Genomic DNA, 19,757 nt, shown 5'->3' on the forward strand with positions numbered 1-19,757 from the left:
GTCCGTCTACCTGCACACCGACCTGGAAAAGCGGGCCCGGCAGCTCGGAGCGGCATTCGCTGCGAAAGACCGAAAGTCGGTTACATCATGGTCGTCGGAATAATATCGGGTTTGAGCTTACAACCCCTGTTATTGAGCGTTTCACCCTTCAGGACCCAGCCAATGCGCTGTTCGGGCTGAGCTTGTCGAAGGACAGGGCTTCGACAAGCTCAGCCCGAACGGCACCCTGTACCTGGCCTGAACGGTGTCAGGTATTTCGGAATGACCCACAAACTCTGTAAGGGAGAAACACCGTGACCCCAGCGACCATTGAGCTGCGCGAATCTCAGTTGCATATCGAAGACGGCGTGGCGACGTTTTCTCATCAACGGCCCGCCGCCCGTAATGCTTTGTCGGACGAGATGCGCCGCGACTACCACGATATGCTGGATCGCTTGAGCAGCGACCGCAGCCTCCGGGTGTTAATCGTGACAGGCTCGGGCGGCAGCTTTTGCGCTGGCGGCGACGTGAAAGGCATGCACGAGCGCTTGCAAAACCCCGACCCTGAACTCAACTCACCAGATGCCACTCGCCGCCGCATCCAAGAAGCCCAGCGCTGGGTCAACCGCCTGCGCGAACTTGACCTACCGGTGATCGCAGCGGTGGACGGCCCGGCCTATGGCGCGGGTTTCAGCATTGCGCTGCAGGCCGACTTCATCTTGGCCTCCACCCGCGCCGCCTTTTGCATGTCATTCGCCCGGGTGGGCGCGGTGCCTGACTACGGCGCGCTCTACCTCTTGCCGCGCATCATCGGGCTGGCCAAGGCCAAAGACGTGATGATGACCGCGCGCCGCATTGGCGCTGAAGAAGGCAAGGCGCTGGGCTTTGTGCATGCCGTGTACCCGCCCGAGGCCTTGCTGAATGAAGCCCACTCCTTCGCGCGCAAGCTCTGTGCAGGCCCGCGCGAAGCCACCGCCCTGACCAAGAGCCTGCTCAACAAGAGCTTTGAAACCGACCACGCCACGCTCTCGGCTCTGGAGGCCTATGCACAGGCGGTGGCCATGCACACCCCCTATCACGAGCAAGCCGTGGCGCGCTTCGCCCAAGGCGAGCCTGGCGTCTTTGATTGGGACCGCCCCGCCAGAAACACTTGAGAACCCTGAAAAGCCCTGACGCGATGCTGCAAGAACAACCCACCATGACCCAAGCCGCCAACGCCGTGGACCTCGACGCCTTTCGCGCCGAGGTGCGCGGCTTTCTCCAAAACGCCGTGCCCGACGACATTGCCTTGGCCGTGCGCTCGCACTGCCTTGTCACCCGAGAACAGGCCATGCGCTGGCAGAGGATTCTTCATGCGCGCGGCTGGGCCGCCCCCGGCTGGCCGGTGCAGCATGGGGGCACGGGTTGGTCGCTGGCGCAACAGGCCATTTTTCGGGAAGAGATCACCCAGATCAACGCGCCGGTCTATGAAAACATCGGCATCGACACCATCGGGCCGACGCTCATTCGCCACGGCTCTGCCGCCCAGCAACAGCGCTTCTTGGGGCGCATGCTGTCGTTTGAAGACTTCTGGGCGCAGGGCTACTCCGAGCCTGAAGCGGGCTCAGACCTAGCCTCGCTGCGCACCACGGCCCGGCGCGAGGGCGATCACTATGTGGTGAGCGGCAGCAAGATATGGCAGAGCTACGGCCACTGGGCCAATTGGGCCCTGGTCTTGGTGCGCACCAACCCCGATTCACCGCGCAAGCAAGACGGCATTTCGGTGCTGCTGATCGACCTCAACTCAAAAGGCGTAGAAGTCCGGCCGATCCGCTTCATGCACGGCGGGGTCTTGCATGTGCAGATGTTCTTCGACGAAGTGCGCGTGCCCGTCGAGAACCTGGTCGGCACCGAGAGCGCGGGCTGGGCTGTGGCCAAGGGCTTGCTGGTCACCGAGCGCCTGTTTGTGGCGCGGGTGGCCGAGTGCCGCGCAGCACTGATGGAGACCCCACATCTGGCTCAAGGGCGCGGCGTGAGTGGGGCGTCGCTGTTAGACCAAGATGTGTATGCCCGCCGCTATGCCGAGTTGGACATTCGGGTGCGCGCCATGGAAGCAGCTTGGTGGCCCACGGTGCGCGCGGTGGAGGCGGGCCAAGAGCCAACACTGGAAGCTTCGCTGCTCAAGCTGCAAGGCAACGAGGTGCTGCAAGACCTGCACCAGCTCCAGCAAGACTTTTTGGGAACCGACGGCTTGGTGTTCGATGCCAACGCCTTGACGGGCACGCCATCGACCACGCCCCTGGTGCCAGAGCACGCGGGCAACCTGACCCTGCACATGTGGCGCTACCGGGGCATCACCCTGGGCGGTGGCACCTCTGAGGTGCAGCGCGGCATTGTGGCCAAGGCCATCTTCGGCGGCCAAACCGCGCTGGAGCAACCACTGGCCGCCGACATGAGCGAAGAGCAAGTCATGCTCGATGAAGGTGTGCGCCGCCTCTTGGCGGACAGCTACAGCTTTGATCAGCGCAGCGCCATGCTCGCGGGCTCCACCCGGGTGGACACGGCTTTTTGGTCGGGCTATGGCGACCTGGGGGTGCGCGGCCTGCTGCTGCCCGAAAGTGACGACGGCTTTGGCGGCACGCTGGCCGACCTCTTGCCCGTGATGGGGGCGTTGGGCGAAGCGCTGGTGTTGGAGCCGGTGCTCTGGGCCTCGGTGTTGCCCCAGCAGGTGCTCATGCATTCGACGAACTTTGAGGGCAGACGCGCGGCGTTGGACGGCCTGCAACAAGGCGATTTTGTGGCCGTGGCCCACACCGAGCGCAATGACCCCATCGCAGCCCAGCCCGTCACGGCAAAGCCAGATGGCGACGGTTGGCTGCTGACTGGCCGCAACGTCTTGGTGCTGGGCGCCGATGTGGCCCACCGCGTGATCGTGCGGGCCCGCTTGGACAATGGCTTGGACACGGGTACTTTTGCGCTGTTCGACTGCGCCGTCAACACACCTGGGTTAACGGTGGAGAACAGGCGCTTGCACGATGGCCGTGGCGCGGCAGATGTGATCTGGCAAGGCGTGCGCGTGTCGGCGTCCAAGCGCTTGGCCGAGGGCGAGCAAGCGGCCCGTATTCTCGACGACGCCCTGGCCTTTGCCACCGTGGCCCTGTGCGCCGAAAGCGTGGGCAGCATGCGCCGCGCCTTGGCGCTGACGGTCGAATACATGCGCACCCGCAAGCAGTTTGGCAAAAGCCTCGCCGAGTACCAAGCGCTGCAACACCGGGTGGTCGAGCACTATCGAAGCTGGGTACACGCGCAGTCGTTGTTGCGCGAGGCCGCTGCGGCGTGGGGCAACACCTCAACCCCTGCCGTCTCGTCCACCGAGCGCGCCTGCCGCGTGAGCGCGGCCAAATGGATGGCGGGCAAGGCGGGTCGCGCCATCGCGCTGGACTGCTTGCAACTGCACGGCGCTGTCGGTTTGCAAGACGAAACCGCCATCAGCCACCACGCCCGCCGTCTGGCCGCCAACGATGTCTTGCTGGGCGACCACCACCATCACCTGGGGCGCATGGTCGCGTTGCGAGGTCGGGTATGAACACAAACATGAACGCCCACACCCGCCCACCGCTGCACGGCATCCACATTGTCGAATTCGAGGGCATCGGCCCCGGCCCGGTGGCCGGCAAGATCTTGGCAGATATGGGGGCGACCGTCACCGTCTTGGCCCGCCCAGAGGGCCAAAAGTTGTTGAGCGCAGGCAAGACCCAAGACAACGCCCTGCGCGAAGGCAAGACGCTGGTCACTGTGGATTTGAAGCAGCCTGAGGGCGTGGCCGCTGCGCTGGAGCTCGTGGCTCGCGCTGATGCCTTGATCGAGGGCAACCGCCCCGGCGTGATGGAGCGCCTGGGCCTGGGGCCTGACGTTTGCTTGCAACGCAACCCGCGCCTCATCTATGGCCGCATGACGGGCTGGGGCCAAAGCGGCCCCTTGGCACAGGCGGCGGGCCACGACCTGAACTACCTGGCCTTGACGGGCTTGCTCTCGCTCTCCGCCCGCCCAGGCGTGGCCCCCATCGCTCCGCCCACGGTGTTGGGCGATGCGGGCGGGGCCTTGGGTTTGGCATTTGGCATCACCTGCGCGCTGCTCGACTCGCGAAGCTCCGGCCAAGGCCGGGTGGTAGACGCCGCGATTGTTGACGTGGTGGCCATGTTGGGCTCGCTGGCACATTGGATTCGCTCCCGTGGCGGCATCGACAGCGCCCAGCCCAGCCTGTTCCACGACTCACCGTTTTACGACACCTACCGCTGCGCCGACGGCCAGCACATCACCATCGCCGCCCTGGAGCCCCAGTTTTACGCGCTCTTGCTGGACAAGCTGGGCATGCACGATGTGGACCCCAAAGCGCAGAACGACCGCGCCGCATGGCCCGGCTTGAAAGCGCGGCTGACCGCCTGCTTCCTGAGCAAAGCGCGCAATGAATGGTGCGACTTGCTGGAAGGCAGCGACGCCTGCTTCGCCCCGGTACTCAGCATGGCCGAGGCGGCGCAACATCCCCATAACTTGGCGCGGGGCACGTTCAGGCAGGTGTCGGCCAGCGACATCCGGCCTGCGGTGGCACCTCGGTTTTTGTGAAGCTCAGAACAAGCAAAGGTGGCGTTGTTCCAACATCGAGGTTTGGGGCGGTGTGAGTCAGAAGAAGAGTCAGCGCAAAGACACTCAGTTGAACCGTTTCAGCCGTGCGCCGGCCGCCGCAGGACGGACAGTCCGCACAAACCTTCCAAAGGCGGAAGTAGAAAGCGCCGCGCGAAAGGCCTGCGATTGAGTGTGCTTCCTTGGTCGGGGTCGTGTTTGGATCAGAGTGGTTGGCGCCTTGTATCCGCATGACTCACTCGGTGAACAAGGCGCTTTGCCGACACAGTGCCACCACCTCATCTCGGCTGGTCAGGTCCAGCTTGGTATAGATGTTCTTCAGGTGCCATTTCACCGTCTCAGGGGATAGGCCCAGGCTGCGGGCGATTTTTTTATTGGGCATGGCTTGGGCCAGCAGGCGCACCACATCGGCCTCGCGGCCACTGAGCTCGGCCAGTTTAGAAACACGGTCATTGCTACTCACCGCGCTGTGCAGGGGCGGGGCTTGGGTGCTGGTTTTGCGCGAGGCGGCGATCAAGCGCTGGGCGTAAAACGCCAGCACTGGCTCTTGGTCGGCGCTGATGGCCGCCGGTTCGGCCAACGCGCCCGCGTCTTTGTGGGCATCGAGCAAGCTGCGCAGCAGGCCCAACTTGTGGCCCAGGCGCATGGCCTGGCGCATGTGCTCAGCGGCGCTGTCAGGGTGACCGAGGCGCTGTTGCACAGCCGCGCATTGCACCTGCAGCGCCGCTGCCCGCCGCTTGAAGCCGATGGATTCACAAAACTCAATGAGTTTGAGCAAGCGCGCGTAGCCCGCCGACAGGTCGCCACTGTCAAGGCACAGCAAAATCCGGGCGCGCTCCACCGACACCGAGACCTCGGTCAGGGCAGACTTGCCGGTCTGGGTGGGGCTTTGGCTCAGCGCCTCCAAGCGGGTCATCAGCGTGTGGGCGACAGAAAAGTTGTGGTCCTCCAAATGCCAACGCAGTTGCAAGGCCAAGCTGTACGCCAGCGGGCGGTCCAGCCGACGCGCCAAGGCGTACTGCTCCAGCCGGTCCATGAACCCAAAGGCCTCCAGCGGCAGCCCGGCCAGCCGCCGCGACCAGCCCATGATGATCATGGCGCGCAACACCGTGTCGGGGATGGAGACTTGCTCCAACACATCGAGGCGGTTCTCCAGCAGTTGCACGGCGGCCTCTTTGCCGTCCAGCTCGTACAGCACCTCGCCCAACAAGCCCGCCGCCAAACAGGCCGCGTCAATGCAGGCCGGGCCTTGCTTCTCAGCCTCGTGCAAGACCTCTCGGTAAATGCGCTCGGCTTGGATCATGTCGCCTTCGACCGAGTAGGTCAGGCCCAGCAGGCACCGCCCCGCCAACATGCCAAAGGGGGAGCCCAACAAACGCCGACCGTTGAACAGAAACACGCCCGGGTCAAGCTGCACCTGGCGCGCATCGGTGTAGTTGCCTTGAAAAAGATAGATCCAGGTCAGGATGTTGCGGCGCCCGGCCAAGGCAATCACGTCCGCATGCTCGGGCGGGCGCAACAGTTCGGGCAGGATGTCTTGCGCGCTGGCGGTGTCATCGCGCTGCACGGCATACAGGCCCCGCAACACCACCAGGCGGTAGTGCGCCACAGGGTCACCGGGGTCTTGCATCGCGAGCAGGGCTTGAATGCTTTCGGCACATTCGTCCATGCGGTGCTCAAACACTTGCAGCCAGGCTAACCACAGGCGCAGGCCCGCGCGTTGCGTCACCGTGGCCGGGGGCAGCAGGCGAACCAAGGCGGCCAACTGGCGCAACTCGCCACTCACAAACAGGTCAAGGGCGGTGGCTTCGACCAGTTGCGCAGCGGCTTCAGGGGCACCGGCCTGTACCGCATGGCGCACGGCGTCGTGCATCATGCCCCGCGCTGAAAACGCAGCCCAAGCGCGTTGATGAATCGTCGTCTGTAGATTGACGGACCATTGGGCAAAACGGTTCAACAAGACATCGCGCAACAGCGGGTGCATGCGCCACCAGGCCTCAGCAGACCGGCCTCTTCCAGCCCCGTTGCCAGGGACGTTAGCGGTGCCGTAAACGTGTTCATTGACGGGGCTGATGAAGAGCTGCTCGCGCTCCAGGCGGGCCAGCAGTTCATGGCTGACCGCTTGGCCCTGCGCGTCGCTCACCAAGTCCGCACACAAGAGGGCCGAAAAATGCTGAGGCACCGCTGCACACACCAAGCTGTGGACCTGATCAGCCGACAACTGCGCCAAGACCTCGCGCTCAAAATAGTCTGAAAACGCCCTCGGGTTGCGCATGTCCGCTGCGAGGGTCGGCGCCTTCTTTCTCTTTTTGGCGATGCACAGCAGCTGCAATCCCGCTGCCCAACCGTGGGTCAACTGGTGCATGGCGTCCACCTCCTGGTCGCTGACCTCGCCGAGGTGGGCGCGAATCAGGGCGGCGGCTTCAGGCAAGGTCAGGCACAGGTCGTCCAGGCCGATTTCCAGCAACTCGTCTTGGGCCCTCAAGCGCGAGAGCGACAACTGCATGGCGTTGCGTGAAGACAGCACAAACCGCAGTTTGGGTGGCGCATAGTCCAGCAGAAGCTGCACCGCCTCCAGCAGCCGTGGCTCCTGCCAGTGGTGGAGGTCGTCCACCAGCAAGACAATGGGTTTGTCCGAGGCCGTGATCCCGCGCACCAAGGACATCACCACGCGCTCTATCGAATAGGCGTCCCCGCTGTAGCCGCCCAAAATGCGCGCCTCGCGGGCAATGGCCTCGTCCACCTCAGCAAACGCCGTCAGCAGCACATCGAGCCCGCGTTCCAACTGGTTGTCGGCCGGGCCCACCGTGAACCCGCACACCTCCAACCCCAACAGCAACAAGCGGTGCCGCCAGGCCGACAACACCGTGGTCTTGCCATAGCCCGCCGGGGCTTGCACCACCACACAGCGGTATTGACCGCTGTGTACCAGGCCCGCGAGCAAGCGGTCACGCGGGACGAAGCGGTCGCCCACGGGAACCGTTCCATAGGGCTGATGCGCCCGGGCGCTGTCGCGCGTCGGGTCGGCAGAGGTCGTGCTGAGCGCATGCGGCCCCTCCATGGACGGGGGGGAAGCTGAGAGAGGCTTCTGGTTCACAGGGGTGTAGGGTGCATGGGGCACTGAATGGGGAAATGATGGGAGAGAACTGGTTCGATGCTCGTGTCAGGAAGAATGCCCCAAAGGAGACCCCCATGATCACATCCATCCGAAGCGTTACCCTTCTTGTTTTTCCGGCCGCCGCGATGCTGAGGGGCTGCGCGCCACCAATGCCGTCGCCCAAGACAAAGGCCCCTGTTTTGTTCTGATACTTATGGCCCACCAGCTCATATAGCTCGCTCGGCCCGCGCTGGCCCTCGGGGCCCCGCAGACCCCGCCACGCAGTCGGGTGTGCGAAGTGGTGCGCCCGCAAGGGGGAGTGGGCGGCTGGCGCGATCTGTTGCCGCAGGCCCAAGCGGCGAAAACCCTGTGGCACTGAACGCTCTGAGCGCCCCTTGAAAGCCCCGCATCACCGGGGCTTTTTGCGTCATCAGCGCCCTACAACACACTGGCTGGTCTTGGTCGCCAAATAGGCACTGTCGCTTCACTAGGGTTTCCCCTGTTCGAGTTTGACTTGCGTCAACGCAAGGCCTGGAATTACATTAACCGACCGGTCGGTAAACTAATTCCTGACCGCTGCGACCTTCCACGAAAGGGCATGACCTATGTACACGCAAGCCATGGACACCATGGGCAAAGAGGCCAGTGACGGCAGCAAGCCGGTCCGCTCGGCCGAAGACATGCAACGCCAGGAGCGCTTTGACGAACGCATTGATGCGGGCGACTTCATCGAAGCCAAGGACTGGATGCCAGACCACTACCGCAAGACCTTGCTGCGCCAGATCAGCCAGCATGCGCACAGCGAGATCGTCGGCATGCTGCCCGAGGGCAACTGGGTCACTCGGGCGCCGACGCTCAAGCGCAAAGCCATCTTGTTGGCCAAGATCCAAGACGAGGGCGGCCACGGCCTCTACCTCTATGCCGCCGCCGAAACCCTGGGCCAGAGCCGCGACCAGATGCTGGATGCGCTGCACACCGGCAAGGCCAAGTACAGCTCCATCTTCAACTACCCCACGCTGAACTGGGCCGACATCGGCACCATCGGCTGGCTGGTAGATGGCGCGGCCATCATGAACCAGGTGCCTATCTGCCGCTGCTCTTATGCGCCTTATGCCCGGGCCATGATCCGCATCTGCCGCGAAGAAAGCTTCCACCAGCGCCAGGGCTATGACAGCCTCTTGGTGATGATGGAGAAGGGCACTGAGGCTCAAAAAGCCATGGTGCAAGACGCGGTCAACCGCTGGTGGTGGCCGTGCTTGATGATGTTCGGGCCGCCCGATGCCGAAAGCACCCACACCGCGCAAAGCATGCGCTGGGGCATCAAGCGCATCTCTAACGACGACCTGCGCCAAAAGTTCATCGACGCCACGGTGCAGCAAGCCCAAGTCTTGGGCGTGACCTTGCCCGACCCCGACCTGAAGTGGAATGAAGCACGCGGCCATTGGGACTTCGGCACCATCGACTGGGCCGAGTTCTGGCGCGTGGTGGGTGGCGAAGGCCCCTGCAACCGCGAGCGCCTGAACATGCGTGTACGCGCCTGGGAAGAGGGCGCCTGGGTGCGCGAGGCCGCCTTGGCCCATGCCCGCAAACAAGAACCGACCGCCCAAGCGGCCTGAAGCCAGCTTCAAGAAACAAGGACAACACCATGAGCACCGCCACCCAAAACGAATGGCCCCTGTGGGAGATTTTTGTGCGCAGCAAGGCCGGCCTGGACCACAAGCACTGTGGCAGCCTGCACGCCCCTGACGCCAAGATGGCCCTGCAAATGGCCCGCGATGTCTACACCCGCCGCCAAGAAGGCACGAGTGTGTGGGCCGTGCGCTCAGACCAGATCGTGGCCAGTGACCCCAGCGACAAAGACATGTACTTCGACCCGATGGAAGACAAGGTCTACCGTCACCCCACCTTCTACCAACTGCCCAAGGCAGTGGATCACATGTGAGGCCTGACACTGTATGTCTACGCCTTCCATTCGCCCCAGCTCCGCACCGCAGGTGCGCTATGTGCTGCGCATTGCGGACACCTGCCTGATCCTGGCCCAGCGTCTGTCTGAGTGGTGCGGTCACGCCCCCGTGCTCGAAGAAGACATTGCGCTGACCAATATGTCCCTGGACCTGGTCGGCCAAGCCCGCGCCTTGTTCACCCATGCGGGCCACTTGGGTGCTGCGGACACCCAGGGCGTGGCCCTGGATGAAGATCAACTGGCCTTCCTGCGCGAAGAGCGCGACTACCTCAACCCCACCTTGGTGGAGTTGCCCAACGCCTTCTACCGCGCCGGTGCCCAACCCGGTGACTTTGCCTTCACCGTGCTGCGCAATGCCGTGGTGTCGACTTGGCTGCTGTCCCTGTGGACACGCTTGGCGGACTCCAGCGATGCGGAATTGGTGGCCATTGCCGGCAAGGCAGTCAAAGAGGCCCGCTACCACCAACAGCATGCCGCCGACTGGGTGGTGCGCTTGGGTGATGGCACGGCCGACTCGGCCGCGCGCATGCAGGCTGCGCTCAATGAAATGTGGCGTTATCTGCCCGAGTTGTTCCAAGACGACGAGGTGGACGCCTTTGCCGCGCAGAGCCAATTCGGCCCAGCCTGGTCCAGCTTGAAAGATGTGGTCATGGGCCAGATGGGCTCGCTGCTGGCCGAGGCCAAGCTCACCCCGCCGCCAGAATCCAGCTTCCGCACCACGGGCCGTAACGGCATCCACAGCGAACACCTGGGCTTCATCCTGAGCGAATTGCAGTACCTGCAACGCGCTTATCCCGGGGGCGTGTGGTGAACACCCAAGCGGTGTCGGCAGACCCGCGCATCAGCCAAGCCTGGACGGTGCTGGCCGACGTGCCGGACCCCGAAGTGCCGGCCATTTCGGTCTGCGACCTGGGCATCGTGCGCGAGGTGCAGGTCGGCGCCGATGGCGCCCTGGAAGTGGTACTCACCCCCACCTACAGCGGCTGCCCCGCCACCGAAGTGATCGAGCAATCGGTGCTGGCCGCGGTGGACGCCGCAGGCCTGGGGCCAGCACGGGCCGTGACCCGCCGCCACCCCGCCTGGACCACCGACTGGATCAGCGAGGAAGGCCGCCGCAAGCTGCTGGCTTATGGCATTGCGCCGCCCGGTGCCTGCGCCGCCCCGCCTGCTAACAGCAGTTCGGTGGTGCGCTGGCTGGGGCGCGGTGGCGAGCCCGTGGTGGCCTGCCCGCGCTGCGCCAGCCCGCGCACCGAGCGCTTGTCGGCCTTTGGCTCCACTGCGTGTAAGGCACTGTACCGCTGCTTGGCCTGCCGCGAGCCCTTTGAACATTTCAAACCCATTTAACAAACCTCGGAAGGTCTGCTTGTGAGCGTTCTCTTTCATCCTCTGCGGGTGCTCGCCATTGAGCCCGACACCCAAGAAGCCGTGGTCGTCAGTTTTGAAGTCCCGGCTGAGTTGCGCGAGACCTTCGGCTTCACCCAGGGCCAGTACCTGACGCTGCGCGCCACCATCGACGGCCAAGACCTGCGCCGCTCTTACTCCATCTGCGCGGGCGTGGACGATGCGCAACTGCGCGTGGGCGTGCGCAAGGTGCGCGGCGGTGTGTTCTCGAACTGGATCAACACCCAGCTCAAGGTGGGCGACACCGTGCAGGTCATGGCCCCGCAGGGCCGCTTTTATGTGCCGCTGAAGCCCGAAGAGCGCCGCCACCATGTGGGCATTGCCGGCGGCAGTGGCATCACGCCCATCTTGTCGATCATGAAGACCGTGCTGGCGCGTGAGCCACGCTCTGAGTTCACGCTGATCTACGGCAACCGCGCGCTGGCCTCGACCATGTTCAAGGAAGAGCTGGAGGACTTGAAGAACAAGTACCTCACGCGCCTGACCCTGCACCATGTGTTCTCGGATGAGCACACCGATGCGGCCATCAACCATGGCGTGATGAACCGCGACAAGCTGGGTGAGTTTTTGAGCAGCTTGGTGCCGGCGGCCAGCATCTCGCACGCCTACATCTGCGGCCCTTTCCAGATGAACGACGAGGCCGAGGCCGCGCTGCAGGCGGCGGGCGTGCCTGAAGAGCGCATCCACATCGAGCGCTTTGGGGTGGCCCCCACCAGCGGGCAGACCGCCGACGCGGCGGTGCATGCGCCGCAACCGGGCGACGCCGAGCATGCCAAGGTGGTCATCATCCGTGACGGCCTGAAGCGCGAGATTGAGTTCCGCAAAGAGCAGCCCAGCATTCTGGATTGCGCCTCTGCCGCTGGGCTGGAGATGCCGTTCTCCTGCACCTCGGGCGTCTGCGGCACCTGCCGGGCCAAGGTGGTGGAGGGCAAGGTGCGCATGGAGCGCAACTTTGCTTTGGACAAAGCCGAGGTCGAAGCCGGCTTTGTGCTGACCTGCCAGGCCCACCCCCTGACCGAGCGCCTGATTTTGTCCTTCGACGAGCGCTGAAGCCTCGCCAGTGTTTGCCCGAGGCCCGGGCAAACCCGCATGATCCTGCCGCCCACTTTCAAGGGTGGCGCAATATACTGCACCAAACAGTTGTGTATGGTGACTGCTTCAGGCGGTCCCTTTCACTCCAGGAGACAGACATGAGCCTGACCCGCAATGCGTGGATTGTTGACGGCATCCGCAGCCCCTTTGGCCGCTATGGCGGAGCGCTTTCTGGTGTGCGTGCGGATGACTTGGCCGCCCACCCCATCCGCGCCTTGATGGCGCGCCAGCCCTCGGTCGATTGGGCCGCCGTGGATGATGTGATCTACGGCTGCGCCAACCAAGCCGGCGAAGACAACCGCAACGTGGCTCGCATGGCCGCGCTGCTGGCGGGGTTGCCGGTGGAGGTGCCGGGTGTCACGCTGAACCGACTGTGCGCCTCAGGCCTGGACGCCATCGCCTTTGCCGCCCGCACCATTGCGGCCGGTGAAGCCGATCTGTTGATTGCTGGCGGCGCGGAAAGCATGAGCCGCGCCCCCTTTGTGATGGGCAAGGCGGACAGCGCGTTTTCGCGCAGCGCCAAGATCGAAGACACCACCATCGGTTGGCGCTTTGTGAACCCCAAGATGAAGGCGGCGCATGGCATTGACTCCATGCCCGAGACGGCCGAGAACGTGGCCCAAGACTTTGGCGTGGCCAGAGCTGACCAAGACGCCTTTGCCATTCGCTCGCAGCAGCGCTGGGCCGCAGCTCAGGCCGCCGGTTTCTTTGACGGCGAGATTGAGCCCGTCACCATCGCCAAAGCCAAGGGCGACCCGGTGGTGGTGAGTCAAGACGAACACCCGCGCCCCGAGACGACTTTGGCGCAACTCGCCAAGCTCAAAGGCGTGGTCAAGCCCGAAGGCTCGGTGACCGCGGGCAACGCCAGTGGCGTGAACGACGGCTCGGTGGCTTTGCTCTTGGCCTCAGATGCCGCCGTGGCCAAGTACGGGCTCAAGCCGCGCGGGCGCGTGGTGGGCTCGGCGGTGGCCGGTGTGCCACCCCGCATCATGGGCATTGGCCCCGCACCTGCCACGCAAAAGCTGCTGGCGCGCTTGGGCTGGAGCCTGGACTCGGTGGACGTGATTGAGCTGAACGAGGCCTTTGCTGCCCAAGGCTTAGCGGTGACCCGTCAGTTGGGCCTGGCCGACGACGATGCACGCGTCAACCCCAATGGCGGCGCCATCGCGTTGGGCCACCCCTTGGGGGCCTCGGGTGCACGCTTGGCTTTGACGGCCTTGCGCCACCTGGAGCGTACCGGCGGCAAGCGCGCCTTGGCCACCATGTGCATTGGCGTGGGGCAGGGCATTGCCTTGGCCGTTGAGCGCGCCTGATCTGACTCGTCTGAACCCCTCACTTTGGCATTCCACACCATGACCGTTCTTCAGAGTTTCATCGGCGGCCGCTGGGTCGGCTCGCAAGCCGCCCAAACCCTGCGCAGCGCCATCAACGGCCAAGCCGTAGCCCAGACCCATGCCGAGAGCCTGGACTTTGCCGAGGCCCTGCACTTCGCCAGAAGCACGGGCTTGCCCGCCTTGCTGGCCTTGAACTTCCAGCAGCGCGCGCAGATCCTGAAAGCCTTGGCGAAGTACATCATGGAGCGCAAAGAGCAGCTCTATGCCATCTCGGCCCACTCCGGTGCCACACGCGCCGACAGCTGGGTCGACATCGAGGGCGGCGCAGGCACTTTGTTTGCCTATGCCAGCATGGGCTCGGCCGAATTGCCCAGCAGCAATGTGCTGCATGAAGGCCCGGCCATTCCCTTGGGCAAGAAGGGCGGTTTCTCGGGCACCCACATCTTGGTGCCGCGCCGTGGCGTGGTGGTGCACATCAATGCCTTCAACTTCCCCATTTGGGGCTTGTTGGAAAAGTTCGCGCCCAGCTTCTTGGCAGGCATGCCCACCATCGGCAAGCCAGCCACCGCCACGAGCTACTTGACTGAAGCCGTGGTGCGCATGATGAATGAGAGCGGTTTGCTGCCGCCGGGTGCCCTGCAGCTCATCATTGGCGGCACGGGCGATTTGCTGGACCGGCTGACGGGCTCAGACGTGGTGACCTTCACCGGCTCGGCCGACACCGCCGCCAAGCTGCGCGTGCACCCGAACGTGATCCGCAACTCCATTCCCTTCAATGCCGAGGCCGACTCGCTGAACTGCGCCATCTTGGGCCCCGATGTGAGCCCAGACGATGAAGAGTTCGACCTGTTCGTCAAAGAAGTCGCCCGCGAAATGACGGTGAAAGCCGGACAGAAGTGCACGGCGATCCGCCGCAGCATCGTGCCCGCCCAACACTTGGACGCCGTGATCGAGCGCCTGAGCAAACGACTGGCCGGTGTGGTCGTGGGCGACCCTGCCGTTGAAGGCGTTCGCATGGGCGCTTTGGCCTCTCATGCCCAACAGGCCGATGTGGCCGAGCGCGTGGCCCTGCTGCGCCAAAGCGCGGAGTGCGTGTTTGGCGGTGAGGCCATCACGCCGCGTGGCGAGGGCACCGAGGCCGGCGCCTTCTTTGGCCCCACTGTGCTGCTGGCGCGCAAGCCGCTGGAGACCGCGTCGGTACACGATGTCGAAGCCTTCGGCCCCGTCACCACCTTGATGCCCTACAGCGACATTGAGGAAGCGCTGGCCCTGGCAGCACGCGGCCAAGGCAGCTTGGTTGGCAGCTTGGTGACCCGCAGCCCGCAAGTGGCGGCGCGGGTGGTGCCCGAGGTGGCCGCCTTGCATGGCCGCGTCTTGGTGCTGGACCGCGAAGCGGCGGTGGAGAGCACCGGCCACGGCAGCCCGCTGCCCATGCTCAAGCATGGCGGCCCCGGCCGCGCGGGGGGTAGCGAAGAGCTGGGTGGCATTCGCGCCGTCAAGCACTTGCTGCAGCGCACGGCAGTGCAGGGCTCGCCCACCATGTTGGCCGCAGTGACTGGTGAGTTTGTGCGCGGTGCTGCGCGCATCGAGACCGATGTGCACCCCTTCCGCCGCTGCTTTGAAGACCTGCAGATCGGTGAGAGCCTGACCACCCACCGCCGCACGGTGAGTGAGGCGGACATCGTCAACTTTGGCGGCATCTCGGGCGACTACTTTTACATGCACTTTGATGCGATTGCGGCCAAGGACACCCAGTTTGGCCAGCGCATTGCGCATGGCTACTTTGTGCTGTCGGCCGCGGCAGGTTTGTTTGTCAGCCCGGCGCCTGGCCCGGTGCTGGCCAACTATGGCTTGGACACGCTGCGTTTCGTCAAGCCTGTGGCCATTGCCGACACCATCCAAGCCCGCCTGACGGCCAAGCGCAAGATCGACCGTATGAAGGTCGACGACAAGGGTCGCGGCCAAGGCGTCGTGGCCTGGGATGTCGAAGTGATGAACCAGGATGGGGAGCTGGTGGCCAGCTACGACATCCTGACCCTCGTGTCTAAACGCGGCGTGTAAGCGCACCCGAACCCTCGCTGGAGCAAGCCCTCACCATGGACTTCACCATTGCAAGCATCCTGGCACTGGACGGTGTCACCAACGGAGCGGTGTATGCGCTGCTCGCCTTGGCGACCGTGCTGGTGTTCACCGTCACCCGGGTGATCTTTATCCCTCAAGGTGAATTCGTCACCTTTGGCGCTTTGACCTTGGCCGTGTTGCAAACCGGCAAGACGCCTGACACCGTGTGGTTCCTGCTGGCCTTGGCGATGCTGGTGGCGGTGATGGATGCTGTGGCGGGGGTGCGCAGCGGGCGGCCGCAAGGGGAGATCGCCAAGAATGTGCTCAAGACCATGGCCCTGCCGGTGGCGCTGGCGGTGTTCGTGCCCTGGGCGGCGCCGCAGCAGTTGCCCTTGAGCATCCAGGCGCTGATGACTCTGGCCATCGTCACGCCCATGGGCGGCTTGATCTACCGCGTGGCGTATGAGTCGCTGGCGGATGCGTCGGTGCTGGTGCTTTTGATTGTGTCGGTCGGTGTGCACATTGCGCTCACGGGTCTGGGCTTGTACTTCTTTGGCGCCGAGGGCTCGCGCAATCCGTCGTTTTGGGACGAGCGCTTCAATGTCGGCGTCTTGGCTGTCTCGGGACAAGCCTTGATCATGTTTGCGGCCTCGGGCGCCCTGATCCTGGCGCTCTACCTGTTCTTCGAGCGCAGCCTCTGGGGCAAGGCCTTGCGTGCCACAGCGGTGAACCGCTTGGGGGCACGGTTGATGGGCATCTCGGCCACAGGCGCTGGGCGTTTGGCCTTCACCTTGGCGGCCTTCTTGGGCGTGTTGTCGGGCCTGCTGATCGGGCCCACCACCACCATCTTTTATGAGTCGGGCTTTCTGATTGGCCTCAAAGGCTTTGTGGCCGCGGTGGTGGCCGGCTTGGCCAGTTATCCCTTGGCCCTGGTCGGTGCCTTGGGCGTGGGCCTGTTGGAGAGTTTCGCGTCGTTTTGGGCCAGTTCGTTCAAAGAGGTGATTGTGTTTGCATCCATCTTGCCCGTGCTGCTGTGGCGCTCTCTGCGTGATCCTCATGGGGAGGAACACTGATGCGCCGCCAATGGATCTTGCCGCTGTTTTGTGCGGCCATGTTGCTGCTGCCGGCCCTGCCGGTGCCTGATTTCTGGATCACCCAGCTCAACTACATTGGTCTGTCAGCCATCGTCTCATTGGGCCTCGTGGTCTTGACGGGGGTGGCAGGGTTGACCTCTTTTGGCCAAGCCGCTTTTGTGGGGGTGGGGGCCTATACCTCGGCCTACTTGTCGGTCACGTTGGGCGTTTCGCCCTGGCTGACGCTGTTTGTGGGCCTGGCCCTTTCGGTGCTGGTAGCCGTGGTCTTGGGGGCGCTGACGCTGCGCATGTCAGGGCACTACTTGCCCCTGGCCACCATCGCCTGGGGCTTGGCCCTGAACTACAGCATGGCCAATATGCAGTTTTTGGGCAAGTACGACGGCATTTTGGGCGTGCCGCCCCTGATGATCGGCGACATGAGCCTAGGCAGTGGCCGGGTCATTTATGTCTTGATCTGGCTGGTGGCTTTGGGCTCAGCCATTGCGGTGCTCAATTTGCTGGACTCACGTCCTGGCCGCGCGATTCGCTCGCTCAAGAACGGCACCACCATGGCCGAGGCCATGGGCATCTCGACCTTCCGCTACAAGATGACTGCCTTTGTGTTGGCCGCCATCCTGGCCGCCATCTCAGGCTGGTTGTTTGCGCACTTTCAGCGCACGGTCAACCCCTCGCCCTTTGGCCTGAACCGTGGCATCGAAGTGCTGTTCATGGCGGTATTGGGTGGCATTGGCCATGTCTGGGGTGCGTTTTTGGGCTCGGGCGTGGTCAAGCTGCTGGAGGACCAGTTGCAAGTCTTGCTCCCCTCCTTGTTGGGCAGCAGCGGCAACTTTGAAACCATCGTGTTTGGTGTCATTTTGGTGCTGGTGCTGAAGTACGCCCCTGATGGCCTGTGGACCTTTGTGCAACGTTGGTTCCCTAAACCACCGCGTGTGCGCGACTGGGAAGGCGCCGAAGCGCTGCCCTCGCGCAGCAAACCTGCAGCGGGCGAGGCGCTGCTCGAAGCTCGCGCTGTGCGCAAGGAGTTTGGCGGCTTGGTGGCGGTCAACGATGTCAGCTTCACCATCCGCGCCGGCGACATCATGGGCTTGATCGGCCCCAATGGTGCGGGCAAGTCCACGACCTTTAACCTGGTCTCTGGCGTGTTGGCACTGACCAAGGGCGAGGTGATTTTCCGGGGCCAAAACGTGGGCGGCATGAGCAGCCGCGAGATTGCCCGCATCGGCATGAGTCGTACCTTCCAGCATGTGAAGATGATCCCCGAGATGACGGTCTTGGAGAACGTGGCTTTGGGCGGCTATCTGCGCACGCAAAGCGGCACCGCGCGCGCCATGCTGCGCCTGGACCGTGCTGAGGAGAAGCGCTTGTTTGCTGAAGCCGAGCGCCAACTGGCCCGCATTGGCATGGCCGACAAGATGCACGAGTTGGCAGGCAACCTGGCCTTGGGGCCACAGCGGCTGATGGAAATTGCCCGCGCTCTGGCCACTGACCCAGCCTTGCTGCTCTTGGACGAACCCGCAGCCGGCCTGCGCCTCAAAGAGAAACAAGCCCTGGCAGAAGTGCTGAGGCAATTGAAGCGGGAAGGGCTGTCCATCTTGCTGGTGGAGCACGACATGGACTTTGTGATGGGCTTGGTGGATCACATCACGGTGATGGAGTTTGGCACCAAGCTGATTTCTGGCACGCCCGCTGAAGTGCAGGCCAGCCCCGTGGTTCGAGCGGCCTATCTGGGCACGGAGCATTGATGATGAGCGCAACACCCTCCACGCCTTCCGCCCCTCTCCTGCGCATTGAAGGTCTGCACGCCGGCTACGGCAAGGCCGAGGTGCTGTCCGGCCTGAACATCAGCCTGCCCAAGGGCTCGGTCGTCACCGTGATCGGCCCCAACGGAGCGGGTAAGTCCACCACGCTGAACGCCATCATGGGTGTGCTGCCTTCGCGTGGCGTGATCTCTTTTGACGGCCAAGACCTGGCCCAAGTCAGCCTGGAAGACCGAGTGATGGCCGGCCTAGCCTTGGTGCCCGAGAAGCGCGAGCTGTTCACCACCATGGCGGTCGAAGACAACCTGGTTTTGGGCGGCTTCAGGCCTATGCGCCAACGCGTGCCTCAGTGGCGCAGCACCTTGGATGAGGTCTACACCTTGTTCCCGAGGCTCAAAGAGCGGCGAGAGCAGTTGGCCGGCACGCTGTCTGGCGGTGAGCGGCAAATGCTGGCTGTGGGCCGCGCGCTGATGAGCCGCCCCAAGGTGCTGATGCTGGACGAGCCTAGCCTGGGCTTGGCACCGTTGGTGGTGCGGGAGATCTTCCGCACTGTCAGCCAACTGCGCGCCACTGGCGTGAGCATTTTGCTGATCGAGCAAAACGCGCGGGCCGCCCTGGAAGTGGCCGACTACGGCTATGTGCTGGAAACCGGTGCCATTGCCCTGGAAGGCCCCGCCAGCGACCTGGCCACAGACCACCGGGTGATTGAGACCTACCTGGGCGCCAAGCGAGGCTGAGCCTGCTGAGGGACCGTGATCTACATCACGGCCCAGGCTCGGATACAACTGATTGCATGAAAAGTCACTTCATGACCCCGCATCTCGGTCGATGAGGCCCTCTTGGTGAAAGCGGCCTGCGGCATGAGCAGGTCTGGCGCCAAGCTGTGTCATCGCGAAGGGTCTCGTTATGAAGTGTTTGCATCAGGTGGGAGGGCGGCTGGCTGCCCTTTGGATAGGCGTGAGTGCGCTGTTGTTCGGTGCGGTGGGGGCTGTTCAGGCTCAACAACCTGCCGTCGCCAGCAAATTGGCTCCGGACTTGCGCCCCTACGCCGCAAACTCCAGCGCGCTGCCTGAAGTCACCTGGGCCAAGCAACTGCACAGCGGCATGCACGTCAAGGTGCTGATCGTTGCCTCTGGAACGGATGCGTCGCTGGCTGACCTGCGCAGCGACATCGTGGCCAAAGGTGGCTCGGTGTTTTACAACTATGTGTCGGTGCGCGCGCTGTCGGCCTTGCTGCCGAGCGCCGCGCTGAACAGCGTGGCGGCCAGAGCAGATGTGCTCAGCATCTCGCCTAACCGTGCCACAGCTCGGCATGCCAGCTTGCTCCAGGCCAGTACCGGATCTGGCGATGAGTTGCGA

General features: G+C 63.9%; 15 protein-coding genes. 14 read left to right on the top strand and 1 reads right to left on the bottom strand.

The features are described from left to right. Positions 1-293 precede the first annotated feature (293 nt). Genes ACIQ3Q_RS20220 through ACIQ3Q_RS20230 form a run of 3 tightly spaced genes read left to right on the top strand, consistent with a single transcriptional unit; the run spans position 294 to position 4,581 of the window. Entirely contained in the window at positions 294-1,133 is an 840-nt protein-coding gene (locus ACIQ3Q_RS20220) for an enoyl-CoA hydratase/isomerase family protein (RefSeq protein ID WP_396271027.1), read from the top strand. A gap of 23 nt (positions 1,134-1,156) precedes the next feature. Continuing rightward, a complete protein-coding gene (locus ACIQ3Q_RS20225; protein ID WP_396271028.1) occupies positions 1,157-3,544 on the top strand; it encodes an acyl-CoA dehydrogenase family protein in 2,388 nt (795 codons plus the stop codon). 8 nt (positions 3,545-3,552) lie between these two features. Further along, the gene (locus ACIQ3Q_RS20230) at positions 3,553-4,581 is read left to right on the top strand and encodes a CaiB/BaiF CoA transferase family protein (RefSeq protein ID WP_396271029.1); all 1,029 of its coding nucleotides are present in this window, start codon (positions 3,553-3,555) and stop codon (positions 4,579-4,581) included. 253 nt (positions 4,582-4,834) lie between these two features. Here the strand turns inward: ACIQ3Q_RS20230 and ACIQ3Q_RS20235 are convergent, their stop codons facing one another. Beyond that, complete coding sequence (locus ACIQ3Q_RS20235) at positions 4,835-7,660, bottom strand: LuxR C-terminal-related transcriptional regulator (protein ID WP_396271030.1); 2,826 nt, start codon at positions 7,658-7,660, stop codon at positions 4,835-4,837. A gap of 641 nt (positions 7,661-8,301) precedes the next feature. Here ACIQ3Q_RS20235 and paaA point away from each other — a divergent pair. From paaA to ACIQ3Q_RS20290, 11 genes are all read left to right on the top strand, one after another. Next, positions 8,302-9,312: a 1,2-phenylacetyl-CoA epoxidase subunit PaaA gene (paaA, locus tag ACIQ3Q_RS20240; RefSeq protein WP_396271031.1), complete on the top strand. Its 1,011-nt coding sequence runs from the start codon at positions 8,302-8,304 to the stop codon at positions 9,310-9,312. 29 nt (positions 9,313-9,341) lie between these two features. Then, positions 9,342-9,638 (top strand): 1,2-phenylacetyl-CoA epoxidase subunit PaaB, encoded by a 297-nt coding sequence (gene paaB / locus ACIQ3Q_RS20245; RefSeq protein WP_396271032.1) that lies wholly within the window; start codon positions 9,342-9,344, stop codon positions 9,636-9,638. 13 nt (positions 9,639-9,651) lie between these two features. Beyond that, on the top strand, positions 9,652-10,470 hold the full coding sequence (paaC, locus tag ACIQ3Q_RS20250; RefSeq protein ID WP_396271033.1) for a 1,2-phenylacetyl-CoA epoxidase subunit PaaC: 819 nt from the start codon (positions 9,652-9,654) through the stop codon (positions 10,468-10,470). After that, positions 10,464-11,003 carry a 1,2-phenylacetyl-CoA epoxidase subunit PaaD gene (paaD, locus tag ACIQ3Q_RS20255; protein ID WP_396271034.1) on the top strand — a complete coding sequence of 180 codons (540 nt, stop codon included), beginning with the start codon at positions 10,464-10,466 and terminating at the stop codon, positions 11,001-11,003. The genes paaC and paaD overlap by 7 nt, the downstream gene beginning before the upstream one ends. Positions 11,004-11,024: 21 nt before the next feature. Beyond that, positions 11,025-12,110, top strand: coding sequence for a 1,2-phenylacetyl-CoA epoxidase subunit PaaE (gene paaE / locus ACIQ3Q_RS20260; protein ID WP_396271035.1), 1,086 nt, complete (start codon positions 11,025-11,027; stop codon positions 12,108-12,110). Between the two features lie 140 nt (positions 12,111-12,250). Further along, positions 12,251-13,465: a 3-oxoadipyl-CoA thiolase gene (pcaF, locus tag ACIQ3Q_RS20265; RefSeq protein ID WP_396271036.1), complete on the top strand. Its 1,215-nt coding sequence runs from the start codon at positions 12,251-12,253 to the stop codon at positions 13,463-13,465. A gap of 39 nt (positions 13,466-13,504) precedes the next feature. Continuing rightward, positions 13,505-15,547, top strand: a complete 2,043-nt coding sequence (gene paaZ / locus ACIQ3Q_RS20270) for a phenylacetic acid degradation bifunctional protein PaaZ (protein ID WP_396271037.1) — start codon at positions 13,505-13,507, stop codon at positions 15,545-15,547. Between the two features lie 35 nt (positions 15,548-15,582). After that, the gene (locus ACIQ3Q_RS20275; RefSeq protein WP_396271038.1) at positions 15,583-16,620 is read left to right on the top strand and encodes a branched-chain amino acid ABC transporter permease; all 1,038 of its coding nucleotides are present in this window, start codon (positions 15,583-15,585) and stop codon (positions 16,618-16,620) included. After that, positions 16,620-18,383 (top strand): ATP-binding cassette domain-containing protein, encoded by a 1,764-nt coding sequence (locus ACIQ3Q_RS20280; protein ID WP_396271039.1) that lies wholly within the window; start codon positions 16,620-16,622, stop codon positions 18,381-18,383. The genes ACIQ3Q_RS20275 and ACIQ3Q_RS20280 overlap by 1 nt, the downstream gene beginning before the upstream one ends. 2 nt (positions 18,384-18,385) lie before the next feature. Next, a complete protein-coding gene (locus tag ACIQ3Q_RS20285; RefSeq protein WP_396271040.1) occupies positions 18,386-19,135 on the top strand; it encodes an ABC transporter ATP-binding protein in 750 nt (249 codons plus the stop codon). Between the two features lie 169 nt (positions 19,136-19,304). After that, positions 19,305-19,757, top strand: a 453-nt coding sequence (locus tag ACIQ3Q_RS20290) for a hypothetical protein (RefSeq protein ID WP_396271041.1), incomplete at its 3' end; no start/stop codon positions are given.

The organism is Ideonella sp. (genome assembly GCF_044358605.1).
Taxonomy (GTDB): Bacteria; Pseudomonadota; Gammaproteobacteria; order Burkholderiales; family Burkholderiaceae_C; genus Ideonella.

Bases quoted from the DNA above. Each gene is read 5' to 3' on its own strand.
- ACIQ3Q_RS20225 (WP_396271028.1), top strand. From the start codon at position 1,157: ATGCTGCAAGAACAACCCACCATGACCCAAGCCGCCAACGCCGTGGAC.
- ACIQ3Q_RS20230 (WP_396271029.1), top strand. From the start codon at position 3,553: ATGAACGCCCACACCCGCCCACCGCTGCACGGCATCCACATTGTCGAA.
- ACIQ3Q_RS20235 (WP_396271030.1), bottom strand. From the start codon at position 7,660: ATGGAGGGGCCGCATGCGCTCAGCACGACCTCTGCCGACCCGACGCGC.
- paaA (WP_396271031.1), top strand. From the start codon at position 8,302: ATGTACACGCAAGCCATGGACACCATGGGCAAAGAGGCCAGTGACGGC.
- paaB (WP_396271032.1), top strand. From the start codon at position 9,342: ATGAGCACCGCCACCCAAAACGAATGGCCCCTGTGGGAGATTTTTGTG.
- paaC (WP_396271033.1), top strand. From the start codon at position 9,652: ATGTCTACGCCTTCCATTCGCCCCAGCTCCGCACCGCAGGTGCGCTAT.
- pcaF (WP_396271036.1), top strand. From the start codon at position 12,251: ATGAGCCTGACCCGCAATGCGTGGATTGTTGACGGCATCCGCAGCCCC.
- paaZ (WP_396271037.1), top strand. From the start codon at position 13,505: ATGACCGTTCTTCAGAGTTTCATCGGCGGCCGCTGGGTCGGCTCGCAA.
- ACIQ3Q_RS20275 (WP_396271038.1), top strand. From the start codon at position 15,583: ATGGACTTCACCATTGCAAGCATCCTGGCACTGGACGGTGTCACCAAC.
- ACIQ3Q_RS20280 (WP_396271039.1), top strand. From the start codon at position 16,620: ATGCGCCGCCAATGGATCTTGCCGCTGTTTTGTGCGGCCATGTTGCTG.
- ACIQ3Q_RS20285 (WP_396271040.1), top strand. From the start codon at position 18,386: ATGAGCGCAACACCCTCCACGCCTTCCGCCCCTCTCCTGCGCATTGAA.